The following is a 15,770-nucleotide window of genomic DNA, read 5'->3' on the forward strand; positions in this document are numbered from 1 at the left end:
CGTCCCCGGGCCCGGCGTCCCTCAGGACTTCCCGGACATCCCCTGCTGGATCAGGTCCATCACCGAGGCGTCGGCGAGGGTCTGGGTGTCCCCCACCTGGCGGTTCTCGGCGACGTCACGCAGCAGGCGGCGCATGATCTTGCCCGAGCGGGTCTTGGGCAGCTCGGTGACCACCAGCACCCGCTTCGGCTTCGCGATCGGGCCGATCTCCTTGCCCACATGGGCCCGCAGCAGCTCGGGGACCTTCTCCTCGCCGCCGGCGGTCGCGATCTCCTCCTCGCTGCCTCCGCGCAGGATCACGAAGGCGACGGGAGCCTGCCCGGTGGTCTCGTCGTTCGCGCCGACCACCGCGGCCTCGGCGACCCAGTCGTGGCTGACCAGCGCGGACTCGATCTCCATGGTCGAGAGGCGGTGGCCGGAGACGTTCATGACGTCGTCCACGCGGCCCAGCAGCCAGATGTCGCCGTCCTCGTCGCGCTTGGCGCCGTCGCCGGCGAAGTAGAGGCCCTCGAAGCGGGACCAGTAGGTCTCCTTGAAGCGCTCCGGGTCGCCCCAGATGCCGCGGAGCATGCCGGGCCAGGGCTTGTCGAGCACGAGATAGCCGCCCTCGCCGTTCGCGACCGACGTCCCGCTCTCGTCCACGACGTCCGCGCCGATCCCGGGCAGCGGCACCTGCGCGGAGCCGGGCTTGGTGGCGGTGATGCCGGGCAGCGGCGAGATCATGATGCCGCCGGTCTCGGTCTGCCACCAGGTGTCCACGATCGGGCAGCGGTCCCCGCCGATCACGCGGCGGTACCACATCCACGCCTCGGGGTTGATCGCCTCGCCGACGCTGCCGAGCAGGCGCAGGGAGGAGAGGTCGTGCTTCGCGGGGATGTCCTCGCCCCACTTCATGGCGGTGCGGATCGCGGTGGGCGAGGAGTAGAACAGGGTGACCCCGTGCTTCTCGACGATCTCCCACCAGCGGCCCTGGTGCGGGGTGTCCGGGGTGCCCTCGTAGATCACCTGCGTGGCGCGGTTGGCCATCGGGCCGTAGACGACGTAGGTGTGCCCGGTGATCCAGCCGACGTCGGCGGTGCACCAGTACACGTCGGACCTCGGCTTGAGGTCGAAGACGTTGCGGTGGGTGTACGCGGCCTGGGTGAGATATCCGCCGGTGGTGTGGACGATGCCCTTGGGCTTCCCGGTGGTGCCGGAGGTGTAGAGGATGAACAGCGGGTGCTCGGCCTCCACCGGCACCGGCGCGTGCTCGGTCGAGGCGGTCTCCCTCGCCTCGTGCCACCACACGTCACGGCCCTCGGTCCACTCCACGTCCCCGCCGGTGCGGCGCACCACGAGGACCTTCTCGACGGAGTCCGCGCCGCCGGCGAGCGCCTCGTCGACGGCGGGCTTGAGCGGGAGCTGCTTGCCGCGGCGGTTCTGCCCGTCGGCGGTGATCACCACGCGGGCCTCGGCGTCCTCGATCCGGGAGCGCAGCGCGTCGGCGCTGAAGCCGCCGAAGACGACGGAGTGGGGCGCGCCGAGGCGGGCGCAGGCGAGCATCGCGAAGACGGCCTCGGGGATCATCGGCAGGTAGATCGCGACGCGGTCGCCGGTCCTCACGCCGAGGTCGACGAGCACGTTCGCCATGCGGGAGATCTCGTCCTTGACGTCCGCATAGGTGAACGTGGCGTCGGAGCCGTCCTCGTACTCGGCCAGCAGTGCGACCTGCTCACCGTGGCCGGACTCGACGTGGCGGTCCACGCAGTTGTAGGCGACGTTGAGGGTGCCGTCGGCGAACCAGCGCGCGAAGGGCGGGTTCGACCAGTCCAGCGTCTCGGTGAAGGGCGTCTCCCAGCTCAGCAGGCTCGCGCGCGAGCGCCAGAACGCGAGGCGGTCCCGCTCGGCCTCCTCGTAGAGCGAGGGGCGGGCGACCGCGTCCTGCACGAACTCGGTGGGCGGGGAGAAGGTGCGGGTCTCCTGGGAGAGGTTCTCGATCCCGGTGACGGCCTCGTCAGTCATGAACACTCCTGCTTCACGGGCCCCGGGGCGACCGGGGCGGATGGACGCGAACACCGTATCGCAGGAGATGCACGTCACGCTCACGACGGTCATGGGCGGACCGACGCCCTCCCGGCCGGGCCGACTACCGTGGGGGACCATGGCCCCAGACCCCTCCGTCGCCCCCGCCCTGCTCGCCCCGGCGCAGCTGCGTCGTCTCGAGATGCGCAACCGCATCTGGCTCGCCCCGATGTGCCAGTACATGGTCGAGGAGCGGGACGGCGTGCCCACCGACTGGCACCTGGTGCACCTCGGCGCGCGGGCCGCGGGCGGCTTCGGGATGATCGTCACGGAGGCGACGGCGATCTCCCCCGAGGGACGCATCAGCCCCCAGGACACAGGGCTGTGGAACCGCGAGCAGACCGAGGCGTGGCAGCGGATCACCTCGTTCTGCCAGGCGCAGGGCGCCCGCATCGCCGTGCAGCTCGCCCATGCCGGCCGCAAGGCCTCCACCTGGCCGGCCCTGCCCCGCTACCGCGCGCGGCGCGGCACGGTGCCGGAGTTCGCCGCGGGCTGGCGCACCGTCGGCCCCACCCCGGAGCCCTTCCCGGGGCTGGACGCGCCCGATGCGCTGGGGAAGGAGGAGATCGCCGGGGTGGTCGCCGACTTCGTCGCCGCGACCTGCCGGGCCGAGGAGGCGGGCTTCGATGCGGTCGAGCTGCACTTCGCCCACGGCTATCTCGTCCACGAGTTCCTCTCGCCGCTGGTGAACACGCGCACCGACGAGTACGGGGGCGACGGGCCGGGACGGCGCCGCCTGGCCCGGGAGATCGCCGCGGCGGTGCGCGAGGCCTGGCCGGCCGACCGTCCGCTGATCGTGCGCATCAGCGCGACCGACTGGATCGACGGGGGCTGGGACATCACCCAGTCCGTCGAGCTCGCCCGCGAGCTCGAGGAGGTCGGCGTCGACGCGCTGCACGTCTCCACCGGCGGTGCCGTCATCGCGGACATCGCGGTGGGCCCCGAGTACCAGGTCGGCTTCGCCCGGACGCTGCGCGATGCCGTCTCGATGCCGGTCGCGGCCGTCGGCCTGATCACCGATCCGCACGGCGCCCAGGAGGTGCTCGAGCGCGGGGACGCCGACTTCGTGGCCGTGGGCCGGGCGGCCCTGCGCGAGCCGGGCTGGCCCCAGCGCGCCGCGCACGAGCTGGGGGTGCGCGATCCCGCGCTCTACCCCGGCGCCTACCACCGCGGCTCCTGGTGAGCGGCACGGCAGGTCGACGATGATCCTCGTGACCGGGGCGAGCGGCGGCGTCGGCACCGCGCTGTGCCTGGAGCTGGCCGCGCGCGGCGAGGACCTCGCGCTCACCGCCCGGGATCGGGGCAGGCTCGAGGCGCTGGCCGAGCGGGTGCGCGCGGCGGGCGGCACCGCCACGGTCCACCCCTGCGATCTGCGGGACCAGGAGGCGGTCGCGGAGCTCGCCGCGGAGGTGCTCGCGCTGCACGGGGCACCCTCCGCCGTCGTCTCCCTCGCTGGCCACTCGCTGCGCCGCTCCCTCGCCGACACGATCGGGCGCCCGCACGACCTCGTGCGTCTCACGGGTACGAACATGCTCGGCCCGGCCGCGCTGCTGCTCGCCCTGCTCGCGCCGATGAGCCGCGCCGGCGGGGGACGGCTCCTCGTGGCCACCAGCGCCTCCGCCCGGATCCCGACCCCGGGCTGGGCCGCCTACGGCGCCTCGAAGGCGGGGATGGACGCCTGGCTGCGGGCGATCCGGCCCGAGGCGGAGCAGGCCGGGGTGCGGATCACCGTGGTCGAGCTGCCGCTGGTGGCGACCGCGATGGCCGCCCCGACCTACGGCGACCGGCCCCGGGGAGCGCTCACGCCCGCGCAGGCCGCCGCCCGGGTGCTGCGGGGGCTGGACCGCGCCCCGGCGATGGTCTCCCCGCCCTGGGCACGGCTCGCCGCGGTGCTCTCGCAGGCCGCACCCGCCCTCGCGGCCCGTGGTGCGGGCACCGGGGCGGAGGTCGCACGGAGGCTCGCCGCCCGCACCTCCGCTCCGTGCGGCCGCGAGGGGCAGGGCCGGGGACCCGGCGGGCAGGGCCGCGCCGACCAGGAGCGACGGCGATGAGGCACCGGACGCCGGCCGGGCTCCGGGGCAGCGGGAGGGCGGCCCGGGCCCGGGCCTCCCTCCCCCGCGCTCCCCTGGCCCTGCCCGCCCTGGACGTCGGCGCCGCGCTGCGCGCGCGGGTCGGGGCGAGGCCGCGCGCCGTGGTGCTCGTGGACCGTCACGGCACGCTCACCGGAGGCGAGCTGCTGGACCTCGTGCGTCTGCACCGCAGCGGCACCGCCACGGCGGACCGCGCCGGACTCGCCGCCCTGCCGGCCGAGGCCTCGCTGCGCCAGGTGCTCGCCGCGGTGCTCGCCGGCCCCGAGATGCTGGAGCTGCGCTCGAGCGGCTCCACCGGTGCTCCCCGGCCGCAGCGGCGCGGTCCCCTCTCCCCCGCGCAGCTGCTCTCCCTGGTGGACCTCGCCCGTCGGATCGGGCTGCGGCCGGGCCGGGTCACGGCCTGCGCGGCGCCGGGGGTGCACGGCCACGGACTGGTCGCGACGCTGGGCGCCCTCGCCCTCGGCGCCCCGCTCGTGGACCTCACCCATCTGCCCGCCGCGGAGCGCGTCGCCCTGCTGCACCGCACCTCGCCCGCGCTGCTCACCGGGGTGCCGGTGCACCTCGCGGACCTGCTGCGCGCGGACCGGGAGCTCGGCGGCGGGCGTCCGCTCGCGATCGACCGCGTCGTCGCGGGCTCCGACGCGCTCTCCCCCGTGCTGCGCGCGGATCTCGCGCGCCACTTCCGAGCCCGGGTCCACGACGTCTACGGCACCACCGAGACCGGCTCGCTGTGCGTGGACGGTCGCCCTCTGCACGGCGTGCACCTGCGGGAGCTCGACGGGCTGCTGTGCGCCCGCACCCCGTTCACGGGCGGTCGGGAGCTGGTCACCGACCGCGGGGAGATCACGGCCGATGGGAGGGTGCGGGTGCTGGGCCGGGCGGACGGCTCGGTCTCCTCCGGCGGGATGCTCCACGACCCCGCCGCGACGGTGCGCCTGCTGCGCTCCGCTCCCGGCGTCGCCTCGGCGCGCCTGCAGGTGGTGCCCGATGCGCGCTTCGGCGTGCGGACCCTCGCCGAGGTGGTCCTCGCCCCGGCCGCGGCGGACGCGGTGCCGCCGAGCGCCGAGGAGCTCCGGACCCTGGTGCGGGACCGGCTGGGCGCCGCGGCGGTGCCCCGCGAGGTGCGGATCCTGCCGCCGGGCGCGGCGAGCGCGGCGCCGTCGGGACCCCACGGCGAGGGGCCCGCGCCGTCGGGAGAGGGCCCCTCAGCCCCCTGGGGCCCCGGCGGGCCGATGGACGTTCCGCTCAGCAGTCCGGGACGCTGACCGGCACCGCGGTGACCGCGAGCCCGCCCATGGCGGTCTCCTTGTAGCGCTCGGACATGTCCTTGCCCGTCAGCCGCATCGTCTCGATGACGGTGTCGAGGGAGACGAAGTGCTCGCCGGTGCCGCGCAGCGCGAAGCGCGCCGCGGTGATCGCCTTGACCGCCGCCATCGCATTGCGCTCGATGCAGGGCACCTGCACCAGACCGCCGACGGGGTCGCAGGTCAGGCCCAGGTTGTGCTCCATCGCGATCTCGGCGGCGTTCTCGACCTGGGCGGGCTTGCCGCCCATCACCTCGCACAGCGCCGCGGCCGCCATCGAGCAGGCCGAGCCCACCTCGCCCTGGCAGCCCACCTCGGCGCCGGAGATCGAGGCGTGCTCCTTGTAGAGCGAGCCGATCGCCCCGGCGGTCAGCAGGAAGCGCACCGCGATCTCGTCGGGGTCCACGCCCTCGATGTAGTTGGTCGCGAAGAAGAGCACGGCCGGGATGATCCCGGCGGCCCCGTTGGTCGGCGCGGTGACGACGCGGCCGCCGGCGGCGTTCTCCTCGTTCACGGCGAGCGCGGCGAGGGAGACCCATTCGAAGGAGTTCATGGGCAGGCGCGCCGGGTCCTCGGCGGAGAGCGAGTCGTACCAGGAGGCGGCGCGGCGCTTGACCTCGAGCCCGCCGGGGAGGATGCCCGGGGTGCGGATGCCGCGCTGGATGCAGTCGTCCATGGTGCGCCAGATCCTCAGCAGGCCCTCGCGGATCTCCTCGTCGTCCCGCCACTGCCTCTCGCGCAGCAGCATCGCGTCGGAGATCGAGATGCCCCGGTCCTCGCAGACCCGCAGCAGCTCGGCCCCGGTGGTGAAGATGGTGCGGCCCTCGTCCTCCGCGGCGACCTCGGCGATCGAGCGGTCCATGTCCGCCTCGTCGACGACGAAGCCTCCGCCGACGGAGAACATCGGGCGGCGCACGAGCTCGGCGCCGTCCGAGTCCTGGGCGATGAAGGTCATCCCGTTGGAGTGCTGGGGCAGGAAGGTCAGCGGGTGCAGCACGATCGAGGAGGGTCGCAGCGACACCTCGAGTCGGCCGTCGAGCAGCAGCCCGCCCTCCGCCTCGATCCGCTCGACGCGCTCCCTGCCCGCGACCGGGTCCACGGTCTCCGGATCCGAGCCCTCCAGGCCCATCACGATCGCGGAGAGGGTGCCGTGCCCCTCGCCGGTCGCGGCGAGCGAGCCGTACAGGTGGACCTCCACCTCGGCGACCTGGGGACCCGTCTCCGGGTCCGCGAGCACCTCGTGCGCGAACTGCGCCGCCGCCCGCATCGGCCCCACCGTGTGGGAGCTCGACGGGCCGATGCCGATCTTGAACATGTCGAACGTGCTGATGCTCACCGCAGTCCTCCTCGACGTCCTCGTCGTGTCGGTCGTGCCCGCCGCGCATGCGGGCGGGCACTGCGTGCCGTGACCGGGAGTGCTCTCCCCCGACGCGTCACGGTACGACGATCATCGTCCCCCGTGCCGTCGCGGGCCGCGGCTCGGCGCGCCGGAGCGGCCGCGGCCGCCCGCGCGTCCGGTGCCCCGGCCCTGGCCGGAGTCCTGCCCGCGTCCCGTGCCGCCGGAGTCCCTGCCGCCGCGGCCGGTGGCGCCGGAGCCCTTGCCGCCGGACCCCTTGCCGGCTCCGGAGCCCTTGCCCGCACCGCGCCCGCCGCCGCGAGCACCCTGCGCCCCGCCTCGTCCGGCGCCCGCGCCCTTGCCCCGGCCGGGAGCGACGCCGCGCCGCGGTCCCCCGCGGCGCTCCTGCGGCGGCTCCTCCTCCCAGGAGGCTCGGCGCTCCTCGTTCGTGCGTCGCGCCTCGGCCTTGCGCTCGTCGGCGCCGCGGGAGCGGGAGAGGTCGAGCTTGCGGGGCGCGCCCTTGTACTTCACGCGGGCGGGGTCCTCGACGGGCTCCCCGGCCGGGGTGCGGCCGCCCAGCTCCTCGAGCACGGGGTGCTCGGCGTCCTCGACGTCCTCCGCCCAGCGCGGCTCGACCTCCGCCTCGCCCAGGATCCGACGGGCCTGCCGGGTCTGATGGGGCAGGGCGAGGGTGACCACGCTGCCGGCGGCGCCGGCGCGGGCCGTGCGGCCGGAGCGGTGGACGTACTCCTTCACGTCGTCCGAGGGGTCCACGTGCACCACCATCGTGACGTCGTCGATGTGCAGGCCGCGGGCGGCGACGTCGGTCGCGACCAGCACGGGGAAGGCTCCCTGGCGGAAGCCGGCCAGCACGTTCGTGCGCAGCCCCTGCTGCTTGTTGCCGTGCAGGGCCGCGGCGCCGATCCCCACCTCGACGAGCTCCTGGGCGACGCGCTCGGCGCCGAGCTGGGTGCGGGTGAACATCAGGGTGCGTCCCTCGCGGGCGCCGAGCTGGGCGGTCACGGCGCGCTTCGCGGCCGGGGCGATCGCCAGGACGGTGTGGTCCATGGTCTTCACCGCCGCGGTGACCGGAGTGGTCTCGTGGCTGATGGGGTCGACGAGGAAGGTGTCGACGATGTCCTCGACCTGCCCGTCGAGCGTCGCGGAGAAGAGCATCTTCTGGGTGCCCATCGGGACGGCGGCGAGGATGTCGCGCACGTCGGGCAGGAACCCGAGGTCGGACATGTGGTCGGCCTCGTCGATCACGGTCGACTCCACCAGGTCCAGCTGCAGCGCGCCGCGCTCGGCGAGGTCGATCAGGCGTCCCGGGGTCGCCACCACGATGCCGACGCCGCGGGCGACGGCGTCGGCCTGCTTCTCGATGTTCATGCCGCCGGAGACCAGCTGGGCGGAGATCCCGACCGCGCGGGCGAAGGGGTGGATCGTGTCGACGACCTGCACCGCGAGCTCGCGGGTGGGCACGAGCACCACGCCGAGCGGCCGACGGCGATGCACCTTGCGGCCGCGGAAGCGGGAGGTCATCGCGAGGGTGAAGGCGAGGGTCTTGCCGGAGCCGGTCTCCGCGCGGGCGAGCACGTCGCGGCCCGCGAGGGCGTCGGGGAGGATCGCGGACTGGATCTCGAAGGCGCGCTCGAGCCCCTGCGAGGCGAGCACGCCGAGCAGCTCGTCGGGCAGCGCCATGTCCTCGAACCGCTCCGAGAGATGGGCGGAGCGGCGGCGAGCCTTGGGCATGGTGATCCTCCTGACGACGACGTGCACTCCCATCATCCAGCATCTCGCACTCATGGGATAATGGGAGCGATGTTGCGCACTCTCATGACCTCGAAGATCCACCGGGCCACGGTCACGCAGGCGGACCTGCACTACGTGGGCTCGGTGACGATTGACCCCGTCCTCACCGAGGCCGCGGGTCTCGTCGAGCACGAGCAGGTCACGATCGTGGACATCGCCAACGGCCACCGCCTGACCACCTACGTGATCGAGGGCGAGCGCGGCAGCGGCGTGATCGGCATCAACGGGGCGGCGGCGCACCTGGTCTCCCCCGGCGACCTCGTGATCATCATGGCCTACGGACAGCTGGACGCGGCCGAGGTCGCCTCCCATCACCCGCGCGTGGTCCACGTCGACGAGGACAACCGCATCGTCGCGATCGGCGAGGACGGCGCGCAGCCCGTCCCCGGCATGCCCGATCAGATCGACGGCCGCACCTCGCACGGCATCCGCTGAGCCCTCGTCTCCGCGGCGTCCGGCCGCACGGTCCCGGAGGCGGGCACGGGTTCGCGCCCTCCCCGTCGGCCGGTGTCCGACCCGCGAACGCAGGAAGCCCCTTTCCGCCCCGCCCTATAGGATCGGTGCGGTGACCTCCTCCTCGCCCCGTCCTCCCCGGTGAGCGGCGTCCTCGCGGGCTTCTTCATCGTCTGGTCCATGATCGGCGTGGGCTGGGTGGTGGGACGCACCGGCGTGCTCGGCGCCCACGGCCGCTACGTCCTGAACCGCACCACCTTCTTCGTCGCCTCCCCCGCGCTGGTCCTGGTGGGGCTGCTCGGCTCCGATGTGCGCTCCGTGTTCTCCCTGCCGATGCTGGTGGCCGGGCTGTCCGGGCTCGGCACGGGCGCGCTGCTCATCGCCGGGGTGGCCCTGTTCACGAAGCGGCGCGGCGCGGATCTGGTGGTCACCGCGATCAGCGGCTCCGTCGTCAACGGCGCGAACATGGGCTTCCCGATCGCCGCCTACGTGCTCGGGGACATCTCCCACGCCCTGCCGGTGATCCTCTTCCAGCAGGCGGTCTACACGCCTCTCTATCTCTTCGTCCTGCACCGGGTCACGGAGAAGGACGCCCAGGGCGCGGCCGGGGTGCTGCGCAGCATCGTCGCGAACCCCGTCATCATCGCCTCGGCCATCGGGCTGGTGCTCGTACTGATCGGGGTGAAGGTCCCCGGGGTGGTGCTCGAGCCGGTCCAGTCCCTGGCCGACATGGCGATCCCGGCGATGCTGCTGGCCTACGGGTTGTCCCTGCACGGCTCGCGCCCGCTCGCGAAGGACGACGGATATCGCGGGCTGATCGCCGTCGCCTCCGGTGCGAAGCTCCTCGCCATGCCGCTGATCGCGCTCGGGATCGGACTGCTGCTGGGGATGCGGGGCGCCCATCTGTACGAGGTCGTCGTCATGGCGGCGCTGCCCACCGCGCAGAACGTGTACGTCGCCGCCGCCCGCTACCGCGCCTCGGAGAACCTCGCCCGGGACACGGTGCTCATCACGACGATCGGGACGGTGCTCGTGCTGCTGCTCATCTCCGCGGTGCTCGACGTCTGATCGGGCGGGTCCCTCCGCGACGGGCGCGCTAGGATGGCACGGTGACGGAACGGCTGCTGCTTATGCAGCCGCGTCGGACAAGGCCCGCGACCGTGTCGCGCTCCTGAGGGAGCGCCCGGCCACGACGAGGCACCGACGCGGCTCCCCTCGCCTGCGCGAGGGTTTTTTCATGTCATGAGGCCATCACCCCACTGCCTGACCCACTGCCTGGCGGCCCCGGCCGCACTGATCCTTCGGAGGACGATCCACCCATGAGCGAGGCACCCCACCGGTACACGGCCGCGATGGCGGACGAGATCGAGCTGCGCTGGCAGCAGCGCTGGGACGAGGAGGGCACCTTCCACGCCGACAACCCCGTCGGCGAGCTGCGCGGCACCGCCCCCTCGCTCGAGGAGGCCACCGCCGCCGCCACCTCCTCGTCCGAGAAGATGTACATCATGGACATGTTCCCCTACCCCTCGGGGTCGGGGCTGCACGTCGGCCACCCGCTGGGCTACATCGCGACCGACGTGGTCGCGCGCCACCAGCGCATGCTCGGCAAGAACGTGCTGTACACGATGGGCTACGACGCCTTCGGCCTGCCCGCCGAGCAGTACGCGGTCCAGACCGGCACCCATCCGCGCACCACCACCGAGGCGAACGTCGCGAACATGCGCCGCCAGCTGCATCGGCTGGGCCTGTCCCATGACGCGCGCCGCTCGCTCGCGACCACGGACCCCGAGTTCGTGAAGTGGACGCAGTGGATCTTTCTGCGCATCTTCGACTCCTGGTACGACCCGGACGCCCCGAACGCCGACGGCGTGACCGGGCGCGCCCGGCCGATCGCCGAGCTGCGCGAGGAGCTCCGCGCCGGCACGATCGATCCCTTCGCCCTCGCCGACCGGCAGGGCCTGGAGATCCCCGCCGCCTGGCAGGGCCGCAGCGCCGCCGACGTCCCCGGCGCCTCCGATGCGGAGATCGCGCAGCTGGCCGACGGCTTCCGCCTGGCCTACATCTCCGAGACTCCCGTGAACTGGTGCCCCGGACTCGGCACGGTGCTGGCCAACGAGGAGGTCACCGCCGAGGGCCGCTCCGAGCGCGGCAACTTCCCCGTCTTCACCCGTCGCCTGCGCCAGTGGAACATGCGCATCACCGCCTACGGCGACCGCCTGATCGACGACCTGGACCGGGTGGACTGGCCCGAGTCGATCCGCTCCATGCAGCGCAACTGGATCGGCCGCAGCCACGGCGCCCAGATCAGCTTCCCCGTCGCCGGTCTCGCGGACCACGAGGACGCCGGCTTCGACGTCTTCACCACGCGCGCCGACACCCTGTTCGGCGCGACCTTCTGCGTCCTCTCTCCCGAGCACTCCCTGCTGACGGACGTCTCCGCCCTGCCGGAGGCGTGGCCCGAGGGCACGCACGAGGCCTGGACCGGCGGCGCCGCGAGCCCCCGCGAGGCCGTCGCCGCCTACCAGGCGCGCGCCGCCTCGCTGGACGAGGACGAGCGCACCGAGGAGGGCCGCGAGAAGACCGGCGTGTTCACCGGCCTGTTCGCGACCAACCCCATGGACGGCCGCGAGCTGCCCGTGTTCACCGCCGACTACGTGCTGATGGGATACGGCACCGGCGCGATCATGGCCGTGCCCGCCGAGGACGAGCGCGACTTCGCGTTCGCGGACCGCTTCGAGCTGCCCGTGATCCGCACTGTCCGCCCGCCGGAGGACTTCACCGGCGGGGCCTGGACCGGCGAGGGCGAGAAGATCAACTCCGCCTCCGCGGAGCTGGATCTGAACGGCCTGGACAAGGAGGAGGCGAAGGCGCGCGCCACCGCCTACGCCGAGGAGAAGGGCTTCGGTCGGGCCCGCACCACCTACCGCCTGCGGGACTGGCTGTTCTCCCGGCAGCGCTACTGGGGCGAGCCCTTCCCGATCGTCTACGACCCCGCGGATCCCGAGACCCCCATCGCGCTGCCGGAGTCGATGCTGCCGGTGGACCTGCCGGAGGTCGCGGACTTCTCCCCGAAGACCTTCGACCCGATGGACGCCGACACCGAGCCGCAGACCCCGCTCTCGCGCGCCGAGGACTGGGTCGAGGTGGAGCTGGACCTCGGCGAGGGGCCGAAGACCTACCTGCGCGAGACCAATACGATGCCGCAGTGGGCGGGTTCGTCCTGGTACCACCTGCGCTACATCGACCCCACCGAGGACGAGGTCCTGGTGCGGCCCGAGAACGAGAAGTACTGGCTGGGCGCCCGTGAGGAGGGCGGCGTCGGCGGCGTGGACCTCTACGTCGGCGGCGTGGAGCACGCGGTGCTGCACCTGCTGTACGCGCGGTTCTGGCACAAGGTGCTCTTCGACCGCGGCGACGTGACCAGCCAGGAGCCCTTCCACCGCCTGTTCAACCAGGGCTACATCCAGGCCTACGCCTACACCGACTCCCGCGGCGTGCACGTGCCGGCCGAGGAGGTCGTCGCGGAGGCAGACGGCACCTTCACCTACCAGGGCGAGCCGGTCACCCAGGAGTACGGGAAGATGGGCAAGTCGCTGAAGAACGCGGTCGCGCCCGACGACATGTACGAGGAGTACGGCGCGGACACCCTGCGCGTGTACGAGATGTCGATGGGGCCGCTGGACCTCTCCCGCCCGTGGGAGACCCGCGCCGTGGTCGGCTCGCAGCGCTTCCTGCAGCGCCTGTGGCGCCTCGTGATCGACGAGGAGACCGGGACGCTGACCGTCTCCGACGAGCCGGCCGACCTGCCCACGAAGCAGGCCGTGCACCGCGCGATCGACGGCGTGCGCCGCGACATGGACCGGATGCAGTTCAACACTGCGATCGCGAAGCTCATCGAGCTGGTCAACCACCTCACCAAGCAGCTCACCTCGACCGGAACCGTGCCGCGCGAGGCCGTGGAGCCGCTGGTGCTGATGGTCTCGCCGCTGGCCCCGCACCTGGCCGAGGAGCTGTGGGTGCGCCTGGGCCGCTCCGGCGGGATCTCCCGCGTGGCGTACCCGGTCGCGGACCCGGAGCTGCTGAAGGCCGAGCAGGTCACCTGCGTCGTCCAGGTCAAGGGCAAGGTCCGCCACCGGATCGAGGTCGACCCGGAGATCTCCGCCGAGGACCTCGAGGCCGCCGTCATGGCCGAGGACCGGGTCAAGGAGCTGCTCCAGGGGCAGACGGTGCGCAAGGTGATCGTCCGCGCCCCGAAGATCGTGAACATCGTGGTCTGAGACCGGGCGACCGACGGCCCCGTCGCTCCCTGGAGCGGCGGGGCCGTCGCATGTCCGGACGTGGTCGTGGTCGTGGCCGTGGCCGTGGTCGTGTCGGGCTCGGGCTCAGGCTCGGGCTCGGGCCGAGGGCCTGCGACCGTTCCTCCACATCCGGCCGTCGTCCACATCGAGGCCCGGCCCCGGGCGGCACGGACCGAGCGATCCCTAGCCTCGCGCCATGGACACCTTCTGCGGATGCAACACCGAGACCCTGGACGATCTGGCCAAGCGGGTGCGCGAGGGCGCGCTGCGCCTGATCCAGCTGATCGAGCTGCTGCGCGAGGCCGCCGAGTCGGTCGACTGGACCGGTCCGGACGCCGACGCCCACCGTCACCGCACCGCGACGATGGCCGAGCACGGCCTCGCCGCCGGCGCCGACCTGCGCGCGAAGGCGCTGGAGCTGAGACGCCATGCGTGGGAGCAGGAGCGGGCCTCGGAGCTCGACCCCGGAGCCGCGGTGCGGGCCGAGCTCCCCGGGGACGGGGCCGGTGAGGGGATCTTCGCGGATCCCGGCCGCTGGCTCGGCGGTCCGATGGCGCCCTCGGACCCGCTCGACCCGCTGCCCGGTCTCCGCGGGCCGCGCGGCCTGCCGACGCCGCCCGGGGGATGGGGCCCGTGGATCGGAGGGCCGATGGCTCCGGCGGACCCGACGACCCCGCTGCCATCGCTGCCGACCCCGTCCGGCGGCTGGGCTCCGTGGATCGGCGGGCCCTTCATGCCCTCCCCGCCTCCGCCCATGGTGTCGGGGCCGCTGCCCGAGGGTGAGCAGTTCGCACTGGATCCGGAGATCGTCGCCGAGGCGCGTGGCGACCGTGAGCTCGCCCTCGGCTCCGTCCCGGTCGCCGGTCACATCCAGACCGCGCTCGGCCTGCACGAGGAGGTCGGGCACCTCAACGATCGCCTCGACGAGGCGGCCGGCGGCACGGTCTTCGAGCCCCTGGCCCGCGTGGCGCGAGTTCCCCACACCGTGACCGAACCGGTGCTCGGCGAGGGCTCCACCGCCGGTCAGCTGGCGGAAAACCTCGATCGGAGCTGGGCGAACGTCCTCCAGACCGGTTCCGAGGTGACCGCTGCCGTCGGCGAGGGCGACCTCGCCGCGGCCGCGCGCGCCGGCGAGCGCGGGCTGTTCCGCAGCGCGGAGAACTCCGCGGATCTGCTCACGATCTCGCCGATCCCGGCCTCTGCGGAGTCGGGCGCGGATTTCCTCGGCGAGGGGGCCGACGCGGTCCGCGGGATCAGCCCGGAGGCGGCTGCCGGGCTGGAGAGTGCCGAGGCCACGGTCCGGGAGGACGTCGAGGGCCTCACGGACTTCCGCGAGACTCTCACCGACGGGGAGACCTGGTACGACGCACGCCGTCGCTACGCGCCGATGCCCTGGGACCCTCAGGGCTGACACGCGGGACAGAGCCGTGCATCTCCGTCGTGACGCCCCGGCTCGGCATGGGGAGCAGTCCCCATCGACCGCTGCGACGCAGCACGGCATGATATTGCGCCATGACCTTCCAGGGTGCCGACACCGATCAGTTGCGAGCGACCGCCACCGCCTTCGAGCGCGGCGCCACCTCGCTCGAGACGCTGCTGACCACCCTGTCCGGTGTCGTGAGCGCGGTCGACTGGCAGGGACCGGACGCCGACCGCTTCCGCTCCGACTTCGAGCGCCTCGTGCAGCAGGCCGACGTGACCGCATCGGACGTCGCCGAGCGTGGTTCCCGACTCGAGCAGGAGGCCGAGGAGCAGGATGAAGCGTCGTCCGGCGGCGGTGCGGGTGCCGATGCCGGACCGGGCGGCCCGACCCCTCTCGACCGGATACGCCGGATCTTCGGTGGCCTGTCCAGCTCCGACGGGACCTCGGATGCCGAGGAGAAGTTCCGGGAGGTCTCGAAGGAGATCTTCAACAAGGTCGCGGACAAGGTCGGCGACTCTCGGGAGCTGCCCACCTGGGCGCGGCGACTGACGAAGGGAGTCGCCGCCGGAGTCAACGTGTACCCCGAGATGGAAGAGATGTACCAGCACCTCGCCGCGGGCGAGACCGGCCTTGCGATCGGCGATGGCTTCGAGATCGTCTGGGGTGCTGCTCCCCACCCGGTCGCGGCTCTCGGATCCATGGCGAACGAGGAGTTCACCGGTCCCGGCGAGGACGCCACCTCCCCCTTCGAGAAGTGGGGACAGATCCAGGAGGAGAGCTTCGGCGCGCGCTACGGCGAGAAGGTCGGGGGCGACATCTCGCACCTGCTGGGTTTCGAGGACGAAGGCACGATGGACAACCTGATCACCTCGGGCGGCGGAGTCGCCGGGTGGACGACGTTCTCGGCCTTCGGCCCGACAGGTTTCCTGAACCAGGCCAGCGGCGTCTGGAACTCACGGGACTGACGAAGTCCGAGATCGCTTGACCGAGCAC

At 73.2% G+C, this 15,770-nt stretch carries 11 protein-coding genes; 8 read left to right on the forward strand and 3 right to left on the reverse strand.

What is annotated here, in order from left to right; genetic code table 11:
• Positions 1–21: 21 nt before the first annotated feature.
• On the reverse strand, positions 22–2,001 hold the full coding sequence (acs, locus tag DS079_RS00430) for an acetate--CoA ligase (protein ID WP_126984365.1): 1,980 nt from the start codon (positions 1,999–2,001) through the stop codon (positions 22–24).
• A gap of 139 nt (positions 2,002–2,140) precedes the next feature.
• Between acs and DS079_RS00435 the strand changes: the two genes are divergently transcribed.
• The 3 genes from DS079_RS00435 to DS079_RS00445 are packed head-to-tail and all read left to right on the forward strand — an operon-like array spanning position 2,141 to position 5,416.
• A complete protein-coding gene (locus DS079_RS00435) occupies positions 2,141–3,244 on the forward strand; it encodes an NADH:flavin oxidoreductase/NADH oxidase (RefSeq protein WP_126984366.1) in 1,104 nt (367 codons plus the stop codon).
• A gap of 19 nt (positions 3,245–3,263) precedes the next feature.
• Positions 3,264–4,112, forward strand: coding sequence for an SDR family NAD(P)-dependent oxidoreductase (locus DS079_RS00440; RefSeq protein ID WP_126984367.1), 849 nt, complete (start codon positions 3,264–3,266; stop codon positions 4,110–4,112).
• Positions 4,109–5,416 (forward strand): AMP-binding protein, encoded by a 1,308-nt coding sequence (locus DS079_RS00445; protein ID WP_126984368.1) that lies wholly within the window; start codon positions 4,109–4,111, stop codon positions 5,414–5,416. The genes DS079_RS00440 and DS079_RS00445 overlap by 4 nt, the downstream gene beginning before the upstream one ends.
• Here DS079_RS00445 and DS079_RS00450 read toward each other — a convergent pair.
• Together DS079_RS00450 and DS079_RS00455 are read right to left on the reverse strand one after the other, a co-directional pair.
• Entirely contained in the window at positions 5,397–6,791 is a 1,395-nt protein-coding gene (locus tag DS079_RS00450; protein ID WP_126984369.1) for an L-serine ammonia-lyase, read from the reverse strand. The two genes, DS079_RS00445 and DS079_RS00450, sit on opposite strands and share 20 nt — an antisense overlap.
• A 111-nt stretch (positions 6,792–6,902) precedes the next feature.
• Entirely contained in the window at positions 6,903–8,543 is a 1,641-nt protein-coding gene (locus DS079_RS00455) for a DEAD/DEAH box helicase (RefSeq protein ID WP_126984370.1), read from the reverse strand.
• Positions 8,544–8,612: 69 nt separating this feature from the next.
• On the opposite strand from DS079_RS00455, the gene panD reads away from it, so the two are divergent.
• The 5 genes from panD (at position 8,613) to DS079_RS00480 (ending at position 15,742) form a co-directional block, all read left to right on the forward strand.
• Positions 8,613–9,038, forward strand: a complete 426-nt coding sequence (gene panD / locus DS079_RS00460) for an aspartate 1-decarboxylase (protein ID WP_062949619.1) — start codon at positions 8,613–8,615, stop codon at positions 9,036–9,038.
• A 159-nt stretch (positions 9,039–9,197) separates the two neighbouring features.
• A complete protein-coding gene (locus DS079_RS00465; protein WP_126984371.1) occupies positions 9,198–10,124 on the forward strand; it encodes an AEC family transporter in 927 nt (308 codons plus the stop codon).
• Between the two features lie 251 nt (positions 10,125–10,375).
• Positions 10,376–13,333: a leucine--tRNA ligase gene (gene leuS / locus DS079_RS00470; protein WP_126984372.1), complete on the forward strand. Its 2,958-nt coding sequence runs from the start codon at positions 10,376–10,378 to the stop codon at positions 13,331–13,333.
• Positions 13,334–13,550: 217 nt separating this feature from the next.
• Positions 13,551–14,765: a hypothetical protein gene (locus tag DS079_RS00475; RefSeq protein WP_126984373.1), complete on the forward strand. Its 1,215-nt coding sequence runs from the start codon at positions 13,551–13,553 to the stop codon at positions 14,763–14,765.
• 101 nt (positions 14,766–14,866) lie between these two features.
• Positions 14,867–15,742: a hypothetical protein gene (locus tag DS079_RS00480; protein WP_126984374.1), complete on the forward strand. Its 876-nt coding sequence runs from the start codon at positions 14,867–14,869 to the stop codon at positions 15,740–15,742.
• Positions 15,743–15,770 lie beyond the last annotated feature (28 nt).

Origin of the sequence: Brachybacterium paraconglomeratum (assembly GCF_003994255.1) — a bacterium.
Classification (GTDB): Bacteria; Actinomycetota; Actinomycetes; order Actinomycetales; family Dermabacteraceae; genus Brachybacterium; species Brachybacterium conglomeratum.

Bases quoted from the DNA above. Each gene is read 5' to 3' on its own strand.
- acs (WP_126984365.1), bottom strand. From the start codon at position 2,001: ATGACTGACGAGGCCGTCACCGGGATCGAGAACCTCTCCCAGGAGACC.
- DS079_RS00435 (WP_126984366.1), top strand. From the start codon at position 2,141: ATGGCCCCAGACCCCTCCGTCGCCCCCGCCCTGCTCGCCCCGGCGCAG.
- DS079_RS00440 (WP_126984367.1), top strand. From the start codon at position 3,264: ATGATCCTCGTGACCGGGGCGAGCGGCGGCGTCGGCACCGCGCTGTGC.
- DS079_RS00445 (WP_126984368.1), top strand. From the start codon at position 4,109: ATGAGGCACCGGACGCCGGCCGGGCTCCGGGGCAGCGGGAGGGCGGCC.
- DS079_RS00455 (WP_126984370.1), bottom strand. From the start codon at position 8,543: ATGCCCAAGGCTCGCCGCCGCTCCGCCCATCTCTCGGAGCGGTTCGAG.
- panD (WP_062949619.1), top strand. From the start codon at position 8,613: ATGTTGCGCACTCTCATGACCTCGAAGATCCACCGGGCCACGGTCACG.
- leuS (WP_126984372.1), top strand. From the start codon at position 10,376: ATGAGCGAGGCACCCCACCGGTACACGGCCGCGATGGCGGACGAGATC.
- DS079_RS00475 (WP_126984373.1), top strand. From the start codon at position 13,551: ATGGACACCTTCTGCGGATGCAACACCGAGACCCTGGACGATCTGGCC.
- DS079_RS00480 (WP_126984374.1), top strand. From the start codon at position 14,867: ATGACCTTCCAGGGTGCCGACACCGATCAGTTGCGAGCGACCGCCACC.